Source organism: Nocardioides mangrovi, assembly GCF_020073815.1.
Taxonomy (GTDB): domain Bacteria; phylum Actinomycetota; class Actinomycetes; order Propionibacteriales; family Nocardioidaceae; genus Nocardioides; species Nocardioides mangrovi.
Genome location: NZ_JAIQZJ010000005.1, coordinates 151,583 through 175,250 on the forward strand (window position 1 = coordinate 151,583; position 23,668 = coordinate 175,250).

The following is a 23,668-nucleotide window of genomic DNA, read 5'->3' on the forward strand; positions in this document are numbered from 1 at the left end:
CATGAGCGCCGTTGTTGTAGAGAAGCCGGCCCTGCGCGAGGGCGCCTTCGGCAACGCCCAGGCCCTGTCGTGCCGCGAGTGCGGCCACCAGGTCGAGCTGGGCCCTCACTACGCGTGTCCGGAGTGCTTCGGCCCGCTGGAGATCGCCTACGAGTTCGGCACCGTCACGCGCGAGCAGATCGAGGCCGGTCCGCGGAACATCTGGCGCTACAAGGCGCTGCTGCCGGTCCCCGACGACATCGAGTCGAGCCCCAACACCGAGCCCGGCTTCACCCGGCTGCTCAAGGCCGACAACCTCGCGGCGGAGCTCGGCATCACGAACCTGTGGGTCAAGGACGACTCGACCAACCCCACCAACTCCTTCAAGGACCGCGTCGTCGCCTGCGCCCTGAGCGCGGCCCGCGAGCTGGGCGCGAAGGTCTTCGCCTGCCCCTCGACCGGCAACCTCGCCAACGCCGTGGCCGCGGCCGGCGCCCGCGCCGGCATCAAGACCGTCGTCTTCATCCCGAGCAACCTCGAGCAGCCCAAGCAGGTCAACTCGGCCGTCTTCACCGAGTCGCTGGTCGCCGTCAACGGCAACTACGACGACGTCAACAAGCTGGCCTCCGAGATCGCCGGCGAGGAGGAGGGCTGGGCGTTCGTCAACGTCAACGTGCGCCCCTTCTACGCCGAGGGCTCCAAGACGCTCGGCTACGAGATCGCCGAGCAGCTCGGCTGGCGGCTGCCCGACCAGATCGTCATCCCGGTCGCGAGCGGCTCGCAGCTGACCAAGGTGCACAAGGCCTTCCAGGAGCTGATCAAGCTCGGGCTCGTCGAGGACAAGCCCTACAAGGTCTTCGGCGCCCAGGCCGAGGGCTGCTCGCCGGTGTCGGTCGCCTACAAGGCCGGTGTCGACGCGATCCGCCCGGTCAAGCCGGACACCATCGCCAAGAGCCTCGCGATCGGCAACCCGGCCGACGGGATCTACGTGCTCGACATCTGCAAGCAGACCGGCGGCGCCGTCGAGGACGTCACCGACGACGAGATCCGCGCCGGCATCGTGCAGCTCGCGCGCACCGAGGGGATCTTCACCGAGACCGCGGGCGGCACCACCGTCGCGGTCCTCAAGAAGCTCGTCGAGACGGGTCAGCTGGACCCGACGCTCGAGACGGTCGCGATCAACACCGGCCACGGCCTCAAGACGCTCGACGCCGTCTCCGGCTCGGTCGGCCCCGCCGCGACCATCGACCCGACGTACGCCGCCTTCGCCGCCACCGGCCTCGCCTGAAACTCGCCTGAAAGAGGAGCTCATGCCCGTCTCCGTCCGGATCCCCACCATCCTGCGCACCTACACGGGTGGCGAGTCCGAGGTGTCGGCCGCGGGCGGCACGCTCGCCGAGGTGCTCGACGACCTGGACGCGCACCACGCGGGCATCAAGGGCCGGATCCTCGACGAGTCCGGCGAGCTGCGCCGCTTCGTCAACGTCTACGTCGGCAACGAGGACGTCCGCTTCCTCGACAACCTCGCCACGCCCACCCCGGACGGCACCCAGATCTCGGTCATTCCGGCGGTCGCCGGAGGCTGAATCGCGTCCGGCGAGATATGTAACGCGGAGTTATGGGGCCTGCTGAGCCGGCACAACGCCTCGGAAGACCCCATAACCCCGCGTTACATGTTTGCCCGCCGCGCGACCAGGTGGTCGCGCTCGGCGAGGTTGGCGCACCGGCCGATGGCCTCGTCGTACGCCGCGAGCGCCTCGTCCGCCCGGCCCGCCCGGGCGAGGAGCTCGGCGCGGACGGCGGGCAGCCGGTGCCCGGGCATGGTGACGCCGTCGAGCGCGGCCAGACCGGCCTCCGGTCCGGACGCCTCGGCGACGGCGACCGCGCGGTTGAGCCGCACCACGGGTGAGTCGCCGAGGGCGAGCAGCTCGTCGTAGCGCAGCACGATCCGGTCCCACGCCGTGGCCGCGGCCGTCGGCGCGATCGCGTGCTCGGCGGCCACCAGCGCCTGGAGGAGGTACGGCGCGGGCGGCGCACCCACGAGCGGGCGCAGCAGGTCGAGCGCCTCGGTGATCTCCTCGACGCGCCACCGGGTGCGGTCCTGGTCGGGCAGCAGCACGAGCGTGCCGTCGGCCGCGATCCGGGCGTCGCGGCGTGAGTGCTGCAGCAGCATCAGCGCCAGCAGCGCGTCGAGCTCGGGGTCGTCGTACGGGAGCACGGTGCGCAGCACCCGCACCAGCCGGATCGCCTCGCCGGCGAGCTCGGCGCGCACCACGTCCGGGCCCGAGCCGGGTGCGTAGCCGGCCGTGAAGGCGAGGTAGGCGATCGCGGCCACCCCGGCGACACGGGGGGTGAGCTCGGCCGCGTCAACCGGCACCGCGAAGGACTCGCCGGCCAGCCGCTTGCGGGCCCGGGTCAGCCGGGCCGCCATCGTCGGCGTCGGGACCAGGAAGAGCCGCGCGACGTCCTCCGTCGAGACGCCGAGCACCAGCCGCAGGGTCAGCGCGGCCGCCGACTCCGCCGCCAATGACGGATGGGCGCAGAGCAGCACCAGGCGCAGGCGCTCGTCGAGCGCGATGGTGCCGTCGTCGGCGAGCACGCGTGCGGCCTCCTCCTGCAGCGACGACTCCACGGCGAGCAGCGGCAGCTTGCGGGCCGCGACCGCCTCGGCGCGCAGCCGGTCGACGATCCGCCGCCGGGCGGCGGTGAGCAGCCACGCCGGTGGGTTGCCGGGGACGGCGTCCCAGGTCCGGGCCGCCGCCTCGAACGCGTCGGCCAGGCCGTCCTCGGCCAGGTCGAGACGTCGGTACTGCGCGACGAGCAGGGCCAGCAGCCGGCCCCACTCCTCGCGCAGCAGCCGCTCGAGCGGGGTCAGACCTCGACCTCGAGCGTGGGCCGGACCTCGATCGTGTACTCCTCCGGCAGCAGCCGGGCGGCCGCGAGCGCGTCCGCGAGCGTCGGTACGTCGATGAGGTAGAAGCCGCCGAGCTGCTCGACGGTCTCGGCGTACGGGCCCTCGGTGACGGCGCGCTCGGGGCCGGGTCGCACGGTGCGTGCGGCCCCGGGCTCGTGGAGCGCGTCGCCGGCCAGGATCGAGCCGCGCTCGCGGACCGCGCCGGAGAAGGCGCGGTAGTCCGCGAACGCGCGCTCCCGCTCCGCGTCGTCGAGGGCCTCCCACCTCGCGAAGTGGTCGTCCTCGGTGAGGAGCACGAGGAACCTCACGCGTCGGGCCCGTCCCCGCCGCCGACGGCCGCGCGCACCTCGACCACGCCCTCGGCGCCGGCGAGGTGGCCGGCGACCTCGAGCAGGTCGTCGAGGTCGTCGCTCTCGACGACGTAGTAGCCGGTCAGCTGCTCGACGGTCTCGGCGTACGGGCCGGTGGTGACGGTGATGCCGCTGTCGCTGCGGCGGACCACGTGGGCCTCGCGGGAGTGGGTGAGCTCGGCGCCACCGGTGACCTGGTGACCGCGCTCGGCGAGCATGCGGGCGAACTCCCCGTGCCGGGCGTACATGGCGGAACGGGCCTCCTCGGAGGCGTTCTCCCAGGTGGCTTCGTCCCCGGGCAGGAGCACGACGTACGTCGTCATGGTGGTGTCCTCTCGTGTGCTGGTGAGTCTGTCACCGCGATGACGGGCGGGCCCCGGTGAAATCGACAGGCGATCCCTTGACACCGCAACCGGCAGGTCCCAGAGTGAGCAGTGGGAACGCTCCCACATCCACGGACGAACGAGGGGTGGACCGCGTGATGGCCTCGCAGTCCCGTGGGGGAGCACCCGCCCGCAGCAGCGGTTGCGCGGCGGGACCCTGCGTGCGGCGGGCCCGGGAACTCCTCGACGTCCCGGGCCCGCCGTTCGGTCCCACTGCGGCCGTTCCCGGTCGGCAGCCCGCCATACTGACGCCATGACGCGCCCGCCACGGACCCGCCCGACGCTCGAGGAGGTCGCCGCCCGGGCGGGCGTCGGCCGAGGCACCGCCTCGCGCGTCATCAACGGCGGCGACAAGGTCTCCGCGCGGGCCCGCCAGGCCGTCGAGGAGGCGATCGAGGAGCTCGGCTACGTGCCCAACGCCGCGGCCCGCGCCCTGGTCACCCGCCGCACCAACACCGTCGCGCTGGTCATCGCGGAGTCGGAGGAGCGGGTCTTCGGCGAGCCCTTCTTCGCCGGCACCATCCGCGGCATCGGCACCGCGCTCAACGAGGCCGACCGCCAGCTGGTGCTGCTCTTCGCCCAGGCCTCGGCCCGGCGCGGCGACCTCGAGCAGTACCTCACCCGCCAGCACGTCGACGGCGTCCTCCTGCTCTCGCTGCACGACGACGACGAGCTCCCCGACCGGATCCGCGCGCACGGCCTGCCCGTCGTCGTCGGCGGCCGGCCGAGCGGTGGCAGCGCTGTCGGCTACGTCGACGTCGACAACGTCCAGGGCGCCGAGCTCGCGGTCGCCCACCTCGTCGAGCGCGGCCGGCAGCGGATCGCCACCATCGCCGGCCCGGCCGACATGGTCGCCGGCAGCTCGCGCCTGCAGGGGTACGTCGAGGGTCTGGCCGCGGCCGACCGCACGCTCGACGAGCGGCTCGTGGCGCGCGGCGACTTCGGCCAGGCGAGCGGCGAGCAGGCGATGCACGCCCTCCTCGACCGCGTGCCCGACCTCGACGCGGTCTTCTGCGCCAACGACCTGATGGCCGCGGGTGCGCTGCGGGCGCTCTCCGACGCCGGTCGCCGGGTGCCCGAGGACGTCGCCGTGGTCGGCTTCGAGGACGCCCCGATCGCCGCCTCGACCACCCCGCCGCTGACCACCGTGCACCAGTCGCCGGAGGACATGGGCCGGGCGATGGTCGAGATGCTGCTCGCCTCCTCGACGGTGCCCGCCGAGGCTCCCGCGGGGAGGATGCTGAGCACGCACCTGGTGGTCCGGGCCACCACCTGAACCGCCCCTGTCCGCACGCCCGCGGACAGTAGGGTCACGCCATGACCTCGCGCCCGCTCGTCCTCCTGGCGACCTGTCAGTGGTTCCCGGAGGGCGAGCCCGGGCACGCGGCGCTCGACGCGGCCCTCGACGCGCGCGGCCTCGACAGCCGGTGGGCCTGCTGGGACGACGAGGGCGTCGACTGGGCCGAGGCCGACGTCGTCGCCGTGCGCTCGACGTGGGACTACGACGGCCGGGTCGGGGAGTTCCTGGGCTGGGCCTCCGGGATCGGGCCGGCGCTGCTCAACGGCGTCGAGGCGTTCCGCTGGAACACCGACAAGCGCTACCTCCTCGACCTGCACGCGGCTGCCCTCCCGGTGGTGCCGACGCGGGCCGCCGACACCGTGCTCGAGGTGCGTGCCGCGGCCCGCGAGCTCGGACTCTCCGTGGTCAAGCCGCGGGTGGGCGCGGGCGGCCGCGGTCTCGCGGTCATCGACGCCCCGCTCGCGTGGGAGCCCGGCCCGGCCTCGGTCGGCCCGTGGATCGTCCAGCCGCTGGTGGAGTCGATCCACCACGACGGTGAGTCGTCGGTCTTCGTCTTCGCCGGCCGTCCCGTCTCCCAGGTCGACAAGCTGCCGAGCACCACCGACATCCGGGTCCACGAGCAGTTCGGCGGGACCTCGCGCCCGGTCACCCTCGACCCGCAGGCGGCCCGGCTGGCCGCCGAGGCGGTCGCGGTGACCACCGAGCTGCTCGGCACCGAGATCGTCTACGCACGGGTCGACCTGATGCGCCACCACGGCCGCCTGGTCGTCAGCGAGATCGAGGTGACCGAGCCGGGGCTCTACCTCGACGTACGACCGCAGAACGCCGAGCCCTTCGCCGACGCCGTCCTGACCATCGTCGAGCGGGCCGGGCGGCGCTTGCACTCGTAGGGGTCGAGTGCTAAACATGACGCTGGCACTCTCGCCATGAGAGTGACAACCCGGTACGGCGACGTTGAGGTCTCCCTGCCCGGCGAGAAAGGGTTCGCCGGGGCCAGTGGAACCGTTCCGTCGCGGGCAACCCGCCGCCCCGGTCCACATACTCAGCACGCGAAGGAATCGCTGGAGTTATGCCGAAGCTGATTGCATTCGACGAGGAGGCCCGGCGCGGCCTCGAGCGTGGCATGAACACGCTCGCCGACGCCGTCAAGGTCACCCTCGGCCCCAAGGGCCGCAACGTCGTCCTCGAGAAGAAGTGGGGCGCCCCCACGATCACCAACGACGGTGTGAGCATCGCCAAGGAGATCGAGCTCGAGGACCCCTACGAGAAGATCGGCGCCGAGCTGGTCAAGGAGGTCGCCAAGAAGACCGACGACGTGGCCGGTGACGGCACCACCACGGCGACGGTCCTGGCCCAGGCGATGGTCCGCGAGGGCCTGCGCAACGTGGCCGCCGGCGCCAACCCGATGGGCCTCAAGCGCGGCATCGAGAAGGCCGTCGAGGCGGTCTCCGAGCAGCTGCTCGGCATGGCCACCGAGATCGAGACCAAGGAGCAGATCGCTGCTACCGCGTCCATCTCGGCCGCTGACACCACCGTCGGCGAGATCATCGCCGAGGCGATGGACAAGGTCGGCAAGGAAGGCGTCATCACCGTCGAGGAGTCGAACACCTTCGGGCTCGACCTCGAGCTCACCGAGGGCATGCGCTTCGACAAGGGCTACATCTCGGCCTACTTCGTGACCGACCCGGAGCGCATGGAGACGGTCCTCGAGGACCCCTACATCCTCATCGCCAACCAGAAGGTCTCGAACGTCAAGGACCTGCTGCCGCTCCTCGAGAAGGTCATGCAGTCGGGCAAGCCGCTGCTGATCCTCGCCGAGGACGTGGACGGCGAGGCGCTGTCGACCCTGGTCGTCAACAAGATCCGCGGCACCTTCAAGTCCGTCGCCGTCAAGGCCCCGGGCTTCGGTGACCGCCGCAAGGCCATGCTGCAGGACATCGCGATCCTCACCGGTGGCCAGGTCATCTCCGAGGAGGTCGGCCTCAAGCTCGAGTCGACCGGTGTCGAGCTGCTGGGCCAGGCCCGCAAGGTCGTCATCACCAAGGACGAGACCACCATCGTCGAGGGTGCGGGCGACGCCGACCAGATCGCCGGTCGCGTCAACCAGATCCGCGCCGAGATCGAGAAGTCGGACTCCGACTACGACCGCGAGAAGCTCCAGGAGCGCCTCGCCAAGCTGGCCGGCGGCGTGGCCGTCATCAAGGTCGGCGCGGCCACCGAGGTCGAGCTCAAGGAGCGCAAGCACCGCATCGAGGACGCCGTTCGCAACGCGAAGGCGGCCGTCGAGGAGGGCATCGTCCCCGGCGGTGGCGTCGCGCTGGTCCAGGCGTCGGCGACGGCCTTCGACAAGCTCGACCTGTCGGGCGACGAGGCCACCGGTGCCAACATCGTCCGCGTGGCGACCGAGGCCCCGCTCAAGCAGATCGCGATCAACGCCGGCCTCGAGGGTGGCGTCGTCTCGGAGAAGGTGCGCAACCTGACCCCGGGTCACGGCCTCAACGCGGCCACCGGCGAGTACGTCGACATGCTGGCCAACGGCATCATCGACCCCGCCAAGGTGACCCGCAGCGCGCTGCAGAACGCCGCCTCCATCGCGGCGCTCTTCCTCACCACCGAGGCCGTCGTGGCCGACAAGCCGGAGAAGGCCGCGCCCATGGGTGGCGACCCGACCGGCGGCATGGGCGGGATGGACTTCTGAGCACCCCCGCTCCCTAGCACCACCCGAACGGCCCCGGTCCCCTGCGGACCGGGGCCGTTCGTCGTACCTGACCGAGTGGTCGCGATCCGGGCCGATCCACGACCATCCCGTCAGGTACGACGGCATCGGGTGGTCGAGGCGGTCGCCGTACGTCCGTGACCCGGGCTGTGTGAGGCTGGAGCCGTGGACGAGAGCCGACGAGATCGCTTCGAGGAGATCGCGCCGGGACTGGTCGAGCCGCTGCGCCGCTACCTGGCCCGGCGGACCGATCCGGACACCGCCGAGGACGTCCTGGCCGAGACGCTGCTGGTCTGCTGGCGTCGGGTGACCGAGCTGCCGGACGAGCCGCTGCCGTGGGCGTACGGCGTCGCGCGCAACTGCCTGCGCAACGCCGAACGGTCCGCGCGGCGGCAGGGTCGGGCCGCCGCCCGGCTCGCGGCCCAGCCGGTCGATCCCGGGCCGCCGGAGGCGGTCGAGGTGCACGTCGCGCTCGGCCGGCTGCGCGCCGAGGACGCCGAGCTGCTGCGACTCTGGGCCTGGGAGCGGCTCGAGCCGCGGGAGATCGCCGAGGTGCTCGAGACGACCCCCAACGCCGTCAGCGTCCGGCTGACCCGGGCGCGCGCCAAGCTCCGCGACGAGCTGCGAAAGAGCAGCGCCCGTGCCGGACATGAGCAGGCATGACCGACCCCGTGAACGACCCCGTCGATGACGAGCTCCGCGACCGCCTCCGCGCGGCCGACCCGGCCCGCGACCTGCCGGTCGAGGAACCGGCCCGGGTCGAGGCGCTGCTCCAGGACGTGATGGCGACCGAGCTGACCAGCGAGAACCGCGCCACCGGCACCCGGGGTCGCGGCACCCTCACCTGGCTGGTCGCGGCGGCCGCACTCGTGGTGATCGCCGGCATCGGCGTCTTCGCCCTGGTCGGCCACGGCGACGACCCCGCCGCGCCGCCGACCGCGGCCGACGCGCAGACCGTGACCGACCTCGCGGTCCCCTCGGCCAGCGCCGCGGACGGTCGTTGCATGGTCCCCGACGCCGAGGTGCTCCGCGGCCTGCCGGTCGCCTTCGACGGCACCGTCACCGCGGTCACCGACCAGATGGTCACCCTCGACGTCACCCACTGGTACGCCGGCACCGAGACCGACCTGGCCCGCGTGGTGGCCCCCGCCGAGGAGCTGTCCCAGCTCCTGGTGTCGGTCGACTTCCGCGCCGGGCAGCGCTACCTGGTCGCGGCCCAGGGCGGGAAGGTCGCGGTCTGCGGCCTCAGCGGCCCCTACTCCCCGCAGCTCGCCGTGCTCTACGACGAGGCGTTCCCGGGCTGATGCACGGGCCGATGCAGGGGTCGATGCAGGGGTCGATGCACGGGTTGCTGCTCGCGGCGGGCGCCGGTCGCCGGATGGGGATGCCGAAGGCGCTGGTCACCGATCCCGACGGCACCCCATGGCTGCTCCGCGCGGTGCGCGTGCTGCAGGACGGCGGGTGCGCGCAGGTCGACGTGGTGCTCGGTGCCGGGGCGGAGGAGGCGCTCCCGCTGCTGGAGGGGACCGGTGCCACCGCCGTCGTGGCCGCGGACTGGGACGAGGGGATGTCGGCGTCGCTGCGAGCGGGCCTCACGGCCGCGCTCGGCACGGACGCCGACGCCGTGGTGGTCACCCTGGTCGACCTCCCCGACGTCACGGCGGCCGTCGTACGCCGGGTCCTCGAGCCGGGCGTCACGGGCGCCACCCTGCGGCGCGCGGCGTACGACGGGGTGCCCGGCCACCCGGTCGTCATCGGCCGCGACCACTGGGACGCGATCGTCGGGACCGCCGCCGGCGACCGCGGCGCCCGCGACTACCTCGCCACCCGGCCCGTGGACCTCGTCGAGTGCGGCGACCTGGCCAGCGGCGCCGACGTCGACAGCCGCGACAGTCGCTGACGGCGAGCTCTGGCGACTTCTGCCAACCTCGGGCCAACACCTCGCCGCGTAGCCTGGAGGCATGGTCCTCGAGTCCCCGGATGCCGTCGCCGAGCGCCTCGGCGCCACCGGGTACCTCTGCGACGACGCGCTGGCCACCGTCACCTACCTCGCGCTGCGGATGCAGCGCCCGCTGCTGCTCGAGGGCGAGCCCGGCACCGGCAAGACCGCGCTCGCCGAGGCCGTCGCCGAGAGCCTCGACCTGCCGCTGGTGCGACTGCAGTGCTACGAGGGCATCGACGCCACGCAGGCGCTCTACGACTGGGACTTCCCCCGGCAGATCCTGCACCTGCGCGCCCTCGAGGCGGCGGGTGGTGCCGACGTCACCGAGGCCGAGAAGAGCCTGTACGACGCGCGCTTCCTGCTCGCGCGACCGGTGCTCCAGGCCCTCCAGGAGAGCCCCGCGGTCCTGCTGGTCGACGAGGTCGACCGGGCCGACGACGAGTTCGAGGCGTTCCTGCTCGAGGTGCTCTCGACCTACCAGGTGAGCATCCCCGAGCTCGGCACCGTCCGGGCCGCGACCCCGCCCGTCGTGGTGCTGACCTCCAACCGCACCCGCGAGCTGCACGACGCGCTCAAGCGCCGTTGTCTCTACCACTGGATCGACCACCCGGGTCTGGAGCGTGAGGTCGAGATCGTCCGCTCCCGCGCGCCCGAGGTGTCGGCCGAGCTGGCCCGCCAGGTGGTGGGCGTGGTCCAGGGCCTGCGCGAGCGCGGCGACCTGGTCAAGCCGCCGGGTGTCGCCGAGACCCTCGACTGGGCCCGGGCGCTGACCTACCTCGGCACCGCCGAGATCGACCTCGCCGCCGCGTCCGCCACGCTGGGGGCGCTGGTGAAGTACCGCGAGGACGCCGACCGCGTCCGGCACGCGCTCGACCAGATGCTGAGGGCCTGATGGACCGCGGCGGCGACGAGCTCCTCCTGGCCTTCACCCGTGCCCTGCGTGCCGCCGGGGTGCCGGTCACCCACGACCGTGCCCGGGGCTTCCTCGAGGCCACCGCGGTGCTCGGGCTCGACGACCAGCGCGCGACCTATCTCGCCGGACGGGCCACGCTCTGCGCGGGTCCGGACGACCTGGACCGCTACGACCGGGTCTTCACGGCCTTCTTCGGTCGCGACGGCCTGCCCCGCCCGCGGCCCGCGCAGAGCGACGGCGTGCCCGGCTTCTCCGGCCTCCCGGACACCGACGGCTCGGGGGACGGCGGGCCGGCCGAGGACGACGTCGTCCGCGCCCGGGCCAGCGACACCGAGGTGCTGCGGCACCGTGACGTGGCGACGCTCTCGGCGGCGGAGAAGCACCGGCTGGCCGGCATGTTCGCGACCCTGCGGCCGCGGCCCCCGCTCCGTCGTACGGCGCGGCACCAGCGGTGGCACCGCGGCCAGGTCGACGCGCCGGCGACCCTGCGGGCGTCGCTGCGCCGGATGGGCGAGCCCGCCGAGATCGCGTGGCGCCGGCGGGGCGTCCGGCCGCGCCGGATGGTGCTGCTCATCGACGTGTCCGGCTCGATGAGCGGGTACGCCGACGCGCTGCTGCGCCTGGCCCACCGCTTCACCCAGGCCTCGCCGTCGGTGGAGACCTTCACCGTCGGCACCCGCGTCACGCACGTGACGCGGGCGATGCGCAGCCACGACCCCGAGCGCGCGCTGGTCGCGGCGGGGGAGACGGTCCCGGACTGGTCGGGCGGCACCCGGCTCGGCGAGACGCTGCGCTTCTTCCTCGACCGGTGGGGGCAGCGCGGCATGGCCCGCGGCGCGGTGGTGGTGGTCTTCAGCGACGGCTGGGAGCGCGGTGACCCGGCGCTGCTCGGCGAGCAGATGGCGCGGCTGCGCCGCGTCGCGCACCGGGTCGTGTGGGTCAACCCGCACCGCGGCAAGGACGGCTACGAGCCGGTCCAGCAGGGCGTGCTCGCCGCGCTGCCGCACTGCGACGACTTCGTGGCCGGTCACTCGCTGGCCACGTTCGCCGAGCTGACGGAGGTGGTCTCGCGTGCGTGACGTCCTCCCCGAGCTGCTGACCTGGTGGCGCGCCGGCGAGACGATCGGCGTCGGCACCGTCGTCGCGACCTTCCAGTCCGCGCCGCGCCCGCCCGGCGCCTCGATGCTGGTCGGTCCGGACGGCACCGCGGTCGGGTCCGTCTCCGGCGGCTGCGTCGAGGGCGCGGTCTACGAGCTGGCCGAGTCCGTGGTCGGCTCGGGCACGCCGGTCCTGGAGCGCTACGGCGTCTCCGACGACGACGCCTTCGCGGTCGGGCTCACCTGCGGCGGCATCCTCGACGTGTACGTCGAGAAGATCAGCCGCGACTCGTTCCCCGAGCTCGAGGCGATCGCCGCGGACATCGAGTCCGGCCGCCCGGTGGCTCTGGCGACCGTCATCGAGCACCCCGACCCGGCCTGGCTGGGCCGGCGCCTCGTCGTACGACCCGACGAGCCGCTGGCCTCCTCGCTCGGCTCGGCGCGCGCCGACGACGCGGTCCACGACGACGCGCTCGGGCTGCTCGCCTCGGGCTCGAACGCGACCCTGACCTACGGACCCGACGGCGAACGCCGCGGTGAGGGGATGCGGGTCTTCGTGTGGGCCTTCGCGCCCAAGCCGCGGATGCTCGTCTTCGGGGCGATCGACTTCGCGGCCGCGGTCGCGCGGGTCGGCAGCTTCCTCGGCTACCACGTCACCGTCTGCGACGCCCGGCCCGTCTTCGCGACCGCCACCCGCTTCCCCGACGCCGACGAGGTGGTCGTCGACTGGCCGCACCGCTACCTCCGCGCCGAGGCCGACGCCGGCCGGATCGACGGCCGCACCGTGATCACGGTGCTCACCCACGACCCGAAGTTCGACGTCCCCCTCCTCGAGGTCGCGCTCCGCCTTCCCGAGGTCGCGTACGTCGGCGCGATGGGCTCGCGACGCACCCACGAGGACCGGCTGGCGCGGCTACGCGAGGCCGGCATCGACGACAAGGAGATCGCCCGGCTCTCGAGCCCGATCGGCCTCGACCTCGGCGCCCGGACGCCGGAGGAGACCGCGATCAGCATCGCCGCCGAGATCGTCGCCGGCCGCTGGGGCGGCACCGGAGAGCCGCTGGCCGCCCTGGACGGCAGGATCCACCGGGACCTCGCGTGAGCCGCGCTGACGACGTGTGACCCCCGTCACGGTGCCAGTGCTACCTTCGGCGACATGCCTCGCGGCGAGCTCCAGACGCGCAGGACGGACGCGGTCCGTGCCTGGACGGCGTTCGTCGAGCACGGCGACGACCTCGCGTCGCTGGTGCGGCCCGAGATCCTGACCAGCTGGACCCGCTCCGAGGCGGCCATCTCGACCGACGTCCGCGAGGCGCCGCTGGCCGACGAGTCCGAGACCGCGGCCTACTGGCGCGGCTCACCGCTCGAGACCGCGGTCGAGCGGGTCGAGGCCGAGCTGCGCCGCACCGCCGAGGACGGCGACCTCGTCGTCGCGGTCACCGACCCCGAGACCCGCATCCTCTGGACGTACGGCGGCCGCGTGATGCGCCGCAAGGCGGAGACCGTCAACTTCGTGGTCGGCGGTCGCTGGGACGACGAGTCGGTCGGCACCAACGCGCTCGACCTCGCCAACCGCACCGCCACGCCGGCGATGGTCTTCAGCGCGGAGCACTACGCGCCGATCGTGCACAACTGGGTGTGCTGGGCCGCGCCGCTGCACGACCCGGTCACCGGCACCCAGCTCGGCGTCATCGACATCTCCACCACCTGGGACCGCACCCACCCGATCGGCCTCGCGACCGCCCGCGTGCTGGCCCGGCTGATCGAGACCGCGATGCCGCTCTCGCACGGTCACCCGGTGGCGGGCGTCCTCGACGAGGCCACCGATCCGGGTCTGGTGCTGCGGGTGCTCGGCACGGCGGAGACGTGGTTCGACGGTCAGCGGCTGCTCCTCAACCGCCGCCAGACCGAGGTGCTCACCTTGCTCGCGATGCACCCCGAGGGACTCTCGCTCGAGCACCTCCACGCGCTCGTCTACGGCGACCAGGCGGTCACGCTCTCGACCCTCAAGGCGGAGGTCTCCCACCTGCGGGCGGCGCTCGGCGGCCAGCTCGCGTCCCGGCCCTACCGACTGACCATGCCCGTGCAGACCGACGTCGACCTCGTCCTCTCGCTGCTGCGCGGCGGCCGGGTCGGTGCCGCCGTGGAGGCCTACGGCGGCGACCTGCTGCCCGGCACCAACTCCCCGGCCCTCGCCGAGCTGGCCGAGTACGTCGCGGTCGCGGTCCGCGAGGCCCTGCTCGCCGACCCCCAGCCCGACGCGGTGGTCCGCTACAGCGAGCTCGCGCCGTACGACACCGAGGTCGTCGAGGCCTGTCTCCACCGGCTCTCCGGCACCCCGCACCCCGCCGTCCCCCTGCTCAAGGGACGGCTCGCCGCGGCCCAGCGCTGACTAAGCCAACTGTGTCGCTAGACTTACCGCATGACGGTTGACGAGGTCGCCATCGTCGGTGGCGGCGCGAGCGGGGTACTCACGGCGTTCCAGCTGCTCAGGCGCCCGGACGACCCGGTCCGCGTGACCGTCCACGAGGCCACCGGGGTGCTCGGCCGCGGCGTCGCCTACGGCACCTCCGACCCCCGCCACCTGCTCAACGTCCGGGCGCGCCACATGAGCGCGTACGCCGACGCGCCCTCCGACCTCCTCGACTGGGCGCGCCGCGCCGGCCGCGACCCGGACCCGCTCGGCTTCCTGCCGCGCATGGAGTTCGCGGCCTACCTGCAGGACACGCTCGCGGACGTCGCCGACCACCGGCTCACGATCAGCGCCGGCCGGGTCGACGACGTCGTGCCGGTGCCCGGCGGCTTCGAGCTGCACACCCGCGACCGGGTCACCACGGCCGGCACCGTCGTGCTCGCCTACGGCAACCAGGCCCCGCAGGAGCTCCGCGAGCTCGCCGGCGTGCCGGGCCTGATCGCCAACCCGTGGGACCTCGCCGCGATCCGCGCGCTCCCGGGTGACGCGACCGTGGTCATCGTCGGCATGGGCCTGACCGCCGTCGACACCGTCATCACGCTGCTGGAGGAGGAGCCGGCGCGTCGCGCGATCATGGTCAGCCGTCACGGGCTGCTGCCCTTCGCCCACATCGAGCAGCAGTCCACCGCGTGGGTGAGCGACGTCCCGCCGGGGCCGCTCACCGCCGACGGCATGGCCGCCTTCCTCGAGGGCCAGGTCGCGGCGGCCCGGTCGCACGGCGTCGACTGGCGCAACGTGGTCGACGGGCTGCGGCCGCAGACCCAGTCGATCTGGATGCGGCTGAGCACCGACGAGCGGCGGCGCTTCCTCTCGACGTACGCCCGCGACTGGGAGGTGCGCCGGCACCGGATGGCGCCCGAGGTCGGCGAGCGGATCCGCGGCTACCGTCGCGACGGCCGCCTGGTGCTGGTCGCCGACGGCATCGGCGGCGTCGACGTCCGCGGCGCCCGCACCGAGCTGCGGATGCCCGCGCTCCCGGACCCGGTGCTCGCCGACGCGGTCGTCACCTGCACCGGCCCGCTCACCGACATCTCCAGCTCCACCGACCCGCTGCTGCAGGCGCTGCAGCGCCGCGGCCTGGTCGCGCCCGATCCCCTCAAGCTCGGCCTCGACGCCACGCCCGAGGGCGAGGTCGTCGGCGCCGACGGGCTGCCGGTCCCCGGCCTGTACGCCGTCGGCCCGCCGCGCAAGGGGATCCTCTGGGAGTCGACCGCGATCCCCGAGATCCGCACCCAGGCGGCCGAGGTCGCCCGCCGGGTGCTCGCCGGCGTGGGCGGGGTCCTGACGACCAACGCTTAGCCAACCCGGCGCTCCTAGCGTCGCGGCATGACCAGGATCAGTCTCACCGTCGACGGAGCCCGGGTCTCCGACGACGTCGAACCGCGGATGCTGCTCGTGCAGTACCTCCGCGAGCGCCTCGGCAAGACCGGCACCGTCATCGGTTGCGACACCAGCAACTGCGGCGCCTGCACGGTCCACCTCAACGGCACGAGCGTGAAGTCGTGCAACGTCCTGGCCGTGCAGGCCGACGGCGGCGAGGTCACCACGATCGAGGGCCTCGCGCAGGACGGCCAGCTGCACCCCGTGCAGGAGGCGTTCCGCGAGTGCCACGGCCTCCAGTGCGGCTTCTGCACACCCGGGATGATCATGCAGAGCGTCGACCTCCTCAACAGCAACCCGAACCCCTCCGAGGAGGAGATCCGGCTCGGGCTCGAGGGCAATCTGTGCCGCTGCACGGGCTACCACAACATCGTCCGCGCCGTGCAGCACGCCGCCGGCCAGGGCGCGGGGGCGACGTCATGACGGCCACCCAGGAGCGCCCCGCCGACGCCGTCGAGCGCGAGATCGGCCGCGACCGCCGCCGCAAGGAGGACCAGCGCCTCATCACCGGCCGCACCCGCTGGACCGACAACCTCCAGCTGCCCGGGATGCTGCACCTTGCGATGGTGCGCAGCCCGTTCGCCCACGCCACGATCACCAGCATCGACACGAGCGCCGCGCAGGACGCGCCCAACGTGGTCACGGTGCTCACCGGCAAGGACTTCGGCGAGGAGCTCGGGGTCTGCATCAACGCCTGGCCGATCACCCCCGACCAGGTCACGCCGGTCCACTCGCCGCTGCCCGCGGACCGGGTCTCCTTCGCCGGCGAGATCGTCGCCGTCGTCGTGGCCCGCTCGGCCGCCGAGGCCCGCGACGCCGCCGAGCTCGTCGACGTCGAGTACGACGAGCTCCCGGCCGCGCTCGACCTCAAGGACGCCGCCGCCGACACGGTGCTCGCCCACCCCGACCTCGGCACCAACAAGTCCGCGCTGTGGGTCTTCGACTCCGGCGAGGCCGGCACCGGCGGCAACGTCGAGGACGCGATCAGCAAGGCCCGCGACGACGGCATCGTGATCGAGCGGGAGTACCGCCAGCAGCGGCTGATCCCGGCTTTCATGGAGCCGCGCTCGGTCGTCGTCGACCCGACCAGCGAGCAGCTGACGATGTGGTCGGCGACCCAGATCCCGCACATCCTCCGCTTCGCGCTCGCCGCGACCACCGGCGTGCCCGAGTCCAAGATCCGGGTGATCGCCCCCGACGTCGGCGGCGGCTTCGGCGGCAAGCTCCAGGTCACGCCCGAGGAGTGGATCGCCTGGGCGGTCGCGCGCCGGATCCACAAGCCGGTCAAGTACACCGAGACCCGCTCCGAGTCGCTGCTCTCGGCCCACCACGGCCGCGACCAGTGGCAGAAGCTGACGCTCGCGGCCGAGAAGGACGGCACCGTCACGGGCTTCAAGGTCGAGCTGCTCGCCGACCTCGGCGCCTACGTCGCCATCGTCGGCGGCGGCGTGCCGGTCCTCGGCGCCTTCATGTTCAACGCCATCTACAAGTTCCCCGCCTACCACTTCGCCTGCCAGACGGTCCTGACCAACAAGACCTGGACCGACGCCTACCGCGGCGCCGGCCGGCCCGAGGCGACGTTCGGGATCGAGCGGATGATGGACGAGCTCGCCGCCGAGGTCGGCGTCGACCCCCTCGCGATCCGCGAGAAGAACTGGATCAAGCACGACGAGTTCCCGTTCACGACGGTCTGCGGACTCGAGTACGACAGCGGCAACTACGAGGCCGCCACCGCCAGGGCCAAGGAGATGTTCGGCTACGACGAATTGCGCGCCGAGCAGATGGCGCGGCGCGCGAGCGGCGACAAGGTGCAGCTCGGCATCGGCATCTCGACCTTCACCGAGATGTGCGGCCTCGCGCCGTCGCGGGTGCTCGGCACCCTCGACTACGGCGCCGGCGGCTGGGAGTACGCCAGCGTCCGGATGCTGGCGACCGGCAAGGTCGAGGTGACCACCGGAGCGTCGGCGCACGGCCAGGGCCACGAGACGGCGTTCAGCCAGATCGTCGCGGACCGGCTCGGGGTCGCGTTCGAGGACGTCGAGATCCTGCACGGCGACACCCAGGTCGCCCACCGCGGCCTGGACACCTACGGCTCCCGGTCCCTGGTGGTGGGCGGCGAGGCCCTCGTGCGAGCCGCCGACAAGGTGATCGAGAAGGCCAAGCCGGTGGCGGCCCACCTGCTCGAGGCGTCGGTCGACGACCTGGAGTTCTCGGGCGGTCGCTTCACCGTCCGCGGCACCGACCAGGGGATGGGGATCGGGGAGGTCGCCACCGCGGTCTTCGCCGCACACGACTACCCCGAGGGGGTCGAGCCCCAGCTCGACTCGGACGCGACGTACGACCCGGTCAACTTCTCCTTCCCGCACGGCACCCACCTGTGCGCGATGGAGGTCGACACCGAGACCGGTGCCCTGACGATGCGCAAGTACGTCTGCGTGGACGACATCGGCAACATCATCAACCCGCTCATCGTGAGCGGGCAGGTGCACGGCGGCCTCGTGCAGGGCATCGCCCAGGCCCTGTGGGAGGAGGCGGTCTACGACGACTCCGGGACGCTCGTGTCCGGGTCGTTCGTCGACTACCTCCTGCCGACGGCGGCCGACACGATCAGCTTCGACATCGACCACACCACCTCGCCGTCGACGACCAACTCGCTGGGTACGAAGGGCGTCGGCGAGGCCGGCACCATCGCCTCGACGCCGGCGGTCGTGAACGCGGTCGTCGACGCCGTCCGCCACCTCGGCGTGAACGACATCCAGATGCCGTGCACGCCGGAGCGAGTGTGGCGGGCGATCAACGGGCCGGGGGCGGGCGGGTCGACGACGGCCGACGCGATGCCGCACTTCGACGGGGAAGGAGAGCAGGCATGATCCCCGCAGCGTTCGACTACGTGGCGCCCACCTCGGTCGAGGACGCGCTGGCCGCGCTCGCGGAGCACGGCGACGACGCCAAGATCATCGCCGGCGGGCAGAGCCTGCTGCCGGTGCTCCGGATGCGGCTCAACGCACCCGAGTGGATCATCGACCTCGGCCGGATCGAGTCGCTGCGCGGCGTCCGCGACGACGGCGACGCGATCGTGATCGGCGCGATGACGCCGCACGCGGTGGTCGGCGCCGACCCGCTGGTCGCCGAGCACGCGCTGCTCATCACCAAGGCGGTCGAGCACCTCGCCGACGCGCAGGTGCGGCACCGCGGCACCTTCGGTGGCGCGCTCGCGCACGCCGACCCCGCAGGCGACCTCGGAGCCCCCGCTCGGGCGCTGGGGGCGTCGTTCGTCATCCAAGGCTCCGGTGGCACCCGGACCGTGGGTGCCGACGACTTCTTCGTCGACCTCTTCGAGACCGCGATCGGCGAGGACGAGATCCTCACCGAGGTCCGGGTCCCCAAGCACACGGGCTGGGGTGCGCACTACGAGAAGTTCGTGCGGGTCGCCCACCAGTGGCCGATCGTCGCGGTCGCGGCGACGGTCCGGATGGAGGGCGACGCGATCGCGGAGGCCGGGATCGGCCTGACCAACATGGGCTCGACGCCGATCCGGGCGAGCGGGGTCGAGGACGCGCTGGCCGGCCAGCCCGCGACCGAGGACGCCGTACACGCGGCCGCGGAGCGGGCCACCGACGGCACCAACCCGCCCAGCGACCTGAACGGCGACGCCGACTACCGCAGCCACCTCGCCCGGGTGCTGACCCGGCGCGCGGTGCTCGCTGCCGCGGGGGCCTGATGGACCTCACCCATCGGTTCACCGTTCCAACGGGGGTCGACGAGACGTGGGCGCACTTCCAGGACATCGCGTCCGTGGCGGAGTGTTTCCCGGGCGCCACCGTCTCGTCGGTCGAGGACGACTCCTTCTCGGGATCGGTGAAGGTCAAGCTCGGCCCGATCGCGCTGGTCTACAACGGATCCGGCACGTTCGTGGAGAAGGACGAGTCCGCGCACCGCTTCGTGGTCGACGCGAAGGGCAAGGACAAGCGCGGCAACGGCACCGCCGGGGCCAAGGTCACGCTGACCATGGCCCCGGCGGGTACGACCTCGACCGACGTCGAGGTGGTGACCGACCTGGCGATCACCGGCAAGCCGGCCCAGTTCGGTCGCGGCGTCATGCAGGACGTCTCCGACAAGCTCCTCGGGCAGTTCGTCACCTGCCTCGAGCAGCGCCTGGCTGCGGGTCCCACGGGGGGCCCGCAGCCGGCGGAGGACGGTGGGGTAGTCCCGGACGAAGACGTGGTCGTCACCCCCGAGCAACCACGAGAACGTCCGGGACTACCCCCTCGGCCGGCCGCGGAGCCGGCCGCGGCGGCGCAGGACGACGCGCTGGACCTCGGTACGGCGGTGCTGCCGGTGCTCGCGAAGAGCTACTGGAAGCAGGCGGCCGGCGCGGCGGTGGTCCTCGTGGTGATCGCCTGGCTGCTCAGTCGGCGGCGGTCTTAGGGGTCGGGGAGAGGGTGGCCGAGACGTCGGCGACCAGCTCCGCCTCGCGGACCCCGTTGACGCCCGGCGGGAGCTGCGGCTCGAGCCGCAGCACGGACAGCACGGCCAGCAGGCCGCAGCCGACGACGAGGGTGCCGATGTAGACGCTGCCCAGGTGGTGGCCGATCAGGAAGCCCGCGATCGGCGGCGCGATGATCTGGGCGAGCTGGAAGGCCGCCGAGCTCGCGGCGTTGTAGCGGCCGCGCAGGTGGTCGGGGGCGAGGTCGTTGACCAGCGCCGGCACGGTCGGCTGCAGCAGCGTCTCGCCGAAGGCGAAGACCGACGCCGACGCGGCCACGAGCATCGTGGCGGCCCAGGTGCCGGAGACGGCTCCGGTGGAGCCGAGGAGCAGCCACGACACCGCCCACACGGCCGCCATCACGCTGATGATCCGGGTCCGGCGGCGGCCCTCGATCCGCTGCAGCACGACGAGCTGGAGCAGCACGATCACCAGCGTGTTGGCGGCGAAGGCGAGGCCGAGGCCCTGCGTCGAGATCTCGCCGACGGACCGGGCGAAGGCGGGCATGCCGGCATTGAGCTGCGAGTAGCCGACGTACGACGAGACGAAGCTGATCACCAGCATCGACGCGACGGCGGGACGGCGGACGACCTCGAGGTAGCCGACCCGGGCGACCGCCTCCTCGTGGTGCTCGACCCGGCCGGCGACGTGCCGCAGCGGCACCAGCATCAGGAAGAGGGCGGGCAGGTAGCTCACCGCGTCGCCGAGGTAGATCACCTGGAAGGTCGGCAGGTGGTCGACGCGCACGAACGCGCCCGCGACCAGGCCGCCGATGCCGATGCCGAGGTTGAGCAGGGTGAAGTTCACCCCGAAGTAGCGCTGCCGCAGCTCGGACGGGATGACCGCGGCGATGAACGCCTGGAAGCCCGGCCACGAGACGCCGAAGGCGATGCCGCTGAGCAGCAGTGCGACCGCGGCCGCCGCCTGCGTCGAGGCGAAGGCCAGCACGACGTTGCTGATCACCTGGAGCACGAGCGCGCCGACCAGGATCCGGCGCGCGCCCCAGCGGTCGATGGCGCTGCCGCCGGGACCGACGACGAGGAAGCCGACCAGCGGCGGCAGCGCGAGGAGCAGGCCGGCGTCGCTGAGCGCGAAGCCCCGCACCTCGTGCAGGTAGATGACGTTGAACGGCAGCACCAGGCCGGTGCCGATGAACTCGAACACCACCACGGACAGCAGGAGCTTGCCCTCGCGAGGCAGGTCGTGCCAGAAGCTGCGGAGGGTCAAGCGGTCGGGGGCGTTCGTACTCATCGGAAACGAGTGTTTCAAGCGGCAGGGACCGTCGGCGAATCCTTATTCGAAGCGCTGGTCGAGCAGTGACGGCGTGCTGCGCCTGAGCGCCAGTCTTCGTCCTCCGCCGCTGTGGTCGCCGTGGGGATCGGGGCACCGAGATCCGCGTTGATCGCCGAGAGCCTCTCGAACTCCTCGTCGGTCAGCTCGATCTGCGCGGCCGCGGTGTTCTGCTCGAGGTGCGCGACGCTGGAGGTGCCCGGGATCGGCAGCATCACGGAGGAGCGGCGCAGCAGCCAGGCGAGCGCGAGCTGCGACGGCGTGGCGCCGTGGTCATGGGATGCGTCGGCCAGCGGCCCGTCGTCCTTCGACAGCTCACCGGTGGCGAGCGGGAACCACGGGATGAAGCCGATGCCCTCCTGCTCGCAGTTGTCGAGCAGCGCCTCGGCCGAGCGGTTGCCGAGGTTGTAGAGGTTCTGCACGGTCGTGATCTCGGCGACCTTCCGGGCCGCCTCGAGCTGCTCGACCGACACCTCGGAGAGGCCGATGTGGCGGATCTTCCCCTCCTCCTGCAGCTTCTTCAGCTCGCCCACCTGGTCCTCGAGCGGGTAGGCCTTGTCGATCCGGTGCAGCTGGAAGAGGTCGATCGTCTCGACGCCGAGCCGGCGCAGGCTGAGCTCGCACTGCTGGCGCAGGTACGGCGGGAAGCCGAGCTGCGTCCAGATGCCCGGGCCCTGCCGGGTGAGGCCGGCCTTGGTCGCGATGACCAGGTCGTCCGGGTAGGGGTGCAGCGCGTCGCGGAGCAGCTGCTCGGCGGTCTCCGGCCCGTAAGAGTCGGCGGTGTCGAAGAGCGTGATGCCGAGCTCGACGGCGCGGCGCAGCACGATCATCGCGTTGCCGTGGTCCTTCGGCGGACCCCAGACGCCCTCGCCGGGCAGCTGCATGGTGCCGTAGCCGAGGCGGACGACGGGCAGGTCGCCGCCGATGCTGAAGGTGCCGGAGTCGGTGGCGGTCGTCGTCTGCGTCATGCGGAGATCTCCTTCTCGGTGAGGTCCTCGGCCCAGGCGGTGTGGAACGTGCCGGGCCGGTCGGTGCGGGCATAGGTGTGGGCGCCGAAGTTGTCGCGCAGCGCCTGGATCAGCGACGCGGGCAGGTGCTCGCGGCGCAGGGCGTCGAAGTAGGCGAGGGACGACGAGAACGCGGGCGTGGGCACGCCGGCGGCGACCGCCGTCGCCACCACGCGCCGCCACGCCGCCTCGCCCTGCTTCACCGCGTCGGCGAAGTAGGCCGTCGTGAGCAGCGTCGTCAGGTCGGGCTCGGCGTCGTACGCCTCCTTGATGCGGTCGAGGAACTGCGCTCGGATGATGCAGCCCCCGCGCCAGATCGTGGCCATCGCGCCCGGGTCGACGTCCCAGTCGTGCTCGTCGCTGCCGGCCGCGATCTGGTCGAAGCCCTGCGCGTAGGCGACCACCTTCGAGGCGTACAGCGCGGCGCGCACGTCGTCGACGAAGGCGTCCCGCTCCACCTCGACCGGGTCGGGGTCGGTGGCGAAGACCTCGCGCGCGGCGGCGCGCTGGTCGGTGTGGCCGGACAGGCTGCGGGCGAAGGTTGCTTCCGCGATCCCCGTGACCGGCACGCCGAGGTCGAGCGCGCTCTGCACCGTCCAGCGGCCCGTGCCCTTCTGCTCGGCGGCGTCCTGCACGACGTCGACGAAGGGCCGGCCGGTGTCGGCGTCGACGTGGTCCAGCACGGTCGCCGTGATCTCGATGAGGAACGACTCGAGGTCGCCGCCGTTCCACTCGCGGAAGACCTCGGCGATCTCGGCGGGCCGGAGATCGCCGACGTGCCGCAGGAGGTCGTAGGACTCGGCGATGAGCTGCATGTCGGCGTACTCGATGCCGTTGTGGACCATCTTCACGAAGTGGCCGGCGGCGTCGGGACCGACGTGCGCGCAGCAGGGCGTGCCGTCGACCTGCGCGGCGATCGACTCGAGGACGGGCGCCAGCCGCTCGTAGGCGTGGTCGGAGCCGCCGACCATGATCGAGGGGCCGTTGAGCGCGCCCTCCTCGCCGCCCGAGACGCCCATCCCGACGAAGTGGAGCCCGCGCTCCTCGAGCGCGCGCTGGCGTCGCAGGGTGTCGGTGAAGTGGGCGTTGCCGCCGTCGACGACGATGTCGTCCTCGTCGAGCAGCGGCACCAGCTCGTCGATGACGGCGTCGGTGCCCGCGCCGGCCTTGACCATGATCACGATCGCCCGCGGCCGCTCGATGCTGGCGACGAAGTCGGCCATCGATGCGCTCGGCACGAAGTCGCCCTCGTCCCCGAACTCCTCGACGAGCGCGGTCGTCCGCGCCTCCGTGCGGTTGTGGACCGCGATGGTGTGTCCGTGCCGCGCGATGTTGCGTGCGAGGTTGCGGCCCATCGTGGCCAGGCCGGTCAGTCCGATCGTCGCCCGAGGCTCCATGACTCCACCCAACACCCGCGATCAAGCGGGTGTTCCGCCCG

General features: G+C 72.8%; 23 protein-coding genes. 17 read left to right on the forward strand and 6 right to left on the reverse strand.

The window, feature by feature from the left end:
• The first annotated feature begins 1 nt into the window (after position 1).
• Positions 2–1,267, forward strand: coding sequence for a threonine synthase (gene thrC, locus K8U61_RS10690; protein WP_224122996.1), 1,266 nt, complete (start codon positions 2–4; stop codon positions 1,265–1,267).
• 22 nt (positions 1,268–1,289) lie between these two features.
• The gene (locus K8U61_RS10695; protein ID WP_224122997.1) at positions 1,290–1,565 is read left to right on the forward strand and encodes a MoaD/ThiS family protein; all 276 of its coding nucleotides are present in this window, start codon (positions 1,290–1,292) and stop codon (positions 1,563–1,565) included.
• An 83-nt stretch (positions 1,566–1,648) separates the two neighbouring features.
• Here the strand turns inward: K8U61_RS10695 and K8U61_RS10700 are convergent, their stop codons facing one another.
• The 3 genes from K8U61_RS10700 to K8U61_RS10710 all read right to left on the reverse strand — a co-directional run bounded on the left by K8U61_RS10700 (position 1,649) and on the right by K8U61_RS10710 (position 3,566).
• A complete protein-coding gene (locus K8U61_RS10700) occupies positions 1,649–2,611 on the reverse strand; it encodes an RNA polymerase sigma factor (protein ID WP_308043138.1) in 963 nt (320 codons plus the stop codon).
• Positions 2,612–2,850: 239 nt separating this feature from the next.
• Positions 2,851–3,201 (reverse strand): YciI family protein, encoded by a 351-nt coding sequence (locus K8U61_RS10705; RefSeq protein WP_224122998.1) that lies wholly within the window; start codon positions 3,199–3,201, stop codon positions 2,851–2,853.
• On the reverse strand, positions 3,198–3,566 hold the full coding sequence (locus K8U61_RS10710) for a YciI family protein (RefSeq protein WP_224122999.1): 369 nt from the start codon (positions 3,564–3,566) through the stop codon (positions 3,198–3,200). The genes K8U61_RS10705 and K8U61_RS10710 overlap by 4 nt, the downstream gene beginning before the upstream one ends.
• A 313-nt stretch (positions 3,567–3,879) precedes the next feature.
• Between K8U61_RS10710 and K8U61_RS10715 the strand changes: the two genes are divergently transcribed.
• The 15 genes from K8U61_RS10715 to K8U61_RS10785 all read left to right on the forward strand — a co-directional run bounded on the left by K8U61_RS10715 (position 3,880) and on the right by K8U61_RS10785 (position 19,875).
• Entirely contained in the window at positions 3,880–4,902 is a 1,023-nt protein-coding gene (locus K8U61_RS10715) for a LacI family DNA-binding transcriptional regulator (RefSeq protein WP_224123000.1), read from the forward strand.
• A 41-nt stretch (positions 4,903–4,943) separates the two neighbouring features.
• Complete coding sequence (locus K8U61_RS10720) at positions 4,944–5,816, forward strand: ATP-grasp domain-containing protein (RefSeq protein WP_224123001.1); 873 nt, start codon at positions 4,944–4,946, stop codon at positions 5,814–5,816.
• Between the two features lie 179 nt (positions 5,817–5,995).
• Positions 5,996–7,624 (forward strand): chaperonin GroEL, encoded by a 1,629-nt coding sequence (gene groL, locus K8U61_RS10725; RefSeq protein WP_224123002.1) that lies wholly within the window; start codon positions 5,996–5,998, stop codon positions 7,622–7,624.
• A 183-nt stretch (positions 7,625–7,807) separates the two neighbouring features.
• Positions 7,808–8,305, forward strand: coding sequence for an RNA polymerase sigma factor (locus K8U61_RS10730; protein WP_224123003.1), 498 nt, complete (start codon positions 7,808–7,810; stop codon positions 8,303–8,305).
• Complete coding sequence (locus K8U61_RS10735; protein WP_224123004.1) at positions 8,302–8,946, forward strand: hypothetical protein; 645 nt, start codon at positions 8,302–8,304, stop codon at positions 8,944–8,946. The genes K8U61_RS10730 and K8U61_RS10735 overlap by 4 nt, the downstream gene beginning before the upstream one ends.
• Entirely contained in the window at positions 8,946–9,542 is a 597-nt protein-coding gene (locus K8U61_RS10740; protein ID WP_224123005.1) for a nucleotidyltransferase family protein, read from the forward strand. Before K8U61_RS10735 ends, K8U61_RS10740 begins: the two co-directional genes overlap by 1 nt.
• Before the next feature lie 61 nt (positions 9,543–9,603).
• A complete protein-coding gene (locus K8U61_RS10745; protein WP_224123006.1) occupies positions 9,604–10,476 on the forward strand; it encodes an AAA family ATPase in 873 nt (290 codons plus the stop codon).
• On the forward strand, positions 10,476–11,576 hold the full coding sequence (locus tag K8U61_RS10750) for a vWA domain-containing protein (RefSeq protein ID WP_224123007.1): 1,101 nt from the start codon (positions 10,476–10,478) through the stop codon (positions 11,574–11,576). Before K8U61_RS10745 ends, K8U61_RS10750 begins: the two co-directional genes overlap by 1 nt.
• Positions 11,569–12,696: an XdhC family protein gene (locus tag K8U61_RS10755; protein WP_224123008.1), complete on the forward strand. Its 1,128-nt coding sequence runs from the start codon at positions 11,569–11,571 to the stop codon at positions 12,694–12,696. The genes K8U61_RS10750 and K8U61_RS10755 overlap by 8 nt, the downstream gene beginning before the upstream one ends.
• A 54-nt stretch (positions 12,697–12,750) precedes the next feature.
• The gene (locus tag K8U61_RS10760) at positions 12,751–13,986 is read left to right on the forward strand and encodes a sigma-54-dependent transcriptional regulator family protein (protein WP_224123009.1); all 1,236 of its coding nucleotides are present in this window, start codon (positions 12,751–12,753) and stop codon (positions 13,984–13,986) included.
• A 30-nt stretch (positions 13,987–14,016) separates the two neighbouring features.
• A complete protein-coding gene (locus K8U61_RS10765) occupies positions 14,017–15,366 on the forward strand; it encodes an FAD/NAD(P)-binding protein (protein WP_224123010.1) in 1,350 nt (449 codons plus the stop codon).
• A gap of 27 nt (positions 15,367–15,393) precedes the next feature.
• Positions 15,394–15,870 carry a (2Fe-2S)-binding protein gene (locus tag K8U61_RS10770; RefSeq protein ID WP_224123011.1) on the forward strand — a complete coding sequence of 159 codons (477 nt, stop codon included), beginning with the start codon at positions 15,394–15,396 and terminating at the stop codon, positions 15,868–15,870.
• Positions 15,867–18,317, forward strand: coding sequence for a xanthine dehydrogenase family protein molybdopterin-binding subunit (locus K8U61_RS10775; protein ID WP_224123012.1), 2,451 nt, complete (start codon positions 15,867–15,869; stop codon positions 18,315–18,317). The genes K8U61_RS10770 and K8U61_RS10775 overlap by 4 nt, the downstream gene beginning before the upstream one ends.
• Complete coding sequence (locus K8U61_RS10780) at positions 18,314–19,168, forward strand: FAD binding domain-containing protein (RefSeq protein WP_224123013.1); 855 nt, start codon at positions 18,314–18,316, stop codon at positions 19,166–19,168. Before K8U61_RS10775 ends, K8U61_RS10780 begins: the two co-directional genes overlap by 4 nt.
• Positions 19,168–19,875, forward strand: a complete 708-nt coding sequence (locus K8U61_RS10785) for an SRPBCC family protein (RefSeq protein ID WP_224123014.1) — start codon at positions 19,168–19,170, stop codon at positions 19,873–19,875. The genes K8U61_RS10780 and K8U61_RS10785 overlap by 1 nt, the downstream gene beginning before the upstream one ends.
• On the opposite strand, the gene K8U61_RS10790 is transcribed toward K8U61_RS10785, so the two are convergent.
• From K8U61_RS10790 to gnd, 3 genes are read right to left on the reverse strand one after another with little or no spacing between them, the layout of a single operon-like run.
• A complete protein-coding gene (locus K8U61_RS10790) occupies positions 19,856–21,184 on the reverse strand; it encodes an MFS transporter (RefSeq protein WP_224123015.1) in 1,329 nt (442 codons plus the stop codon). The genes K8U61_RS10785 and K8U61_RS10790 overlap by 20 nt on opposite strands.
• Positions 21,185–21,198: 14 nt before the next feature.
• Positions 21,199–22,191, reverse strand: a complete 993-nt coding sequence (locus K8U61_RS10795; protein WP_224123016.1) for an aldo/keto reductase — start codon at positions 22,189–22,191, stop codon at positions 21,199–21,201.
• Positions 22,188–23,627 carry an NADP-dependent phosphogluconate dehydrogenase gene (gnd, locus tag K8U61_RS10800; protein WP_224123017.1) on the reverse strand — a complete coding sequence of 480 codons (1,440 nt, stop codon included), beginning with the start codon at positions 23,625–23,627 and terminating at the stop codon, positions 22,188–22,190. The genes K8U61_RS10795 and gnd overlap by 4 nt, the downstream gene beginning before the upstream one ends.
• Between the last annotated feature and the right edge of the window lie 41 nt (positions 23,628–23,668).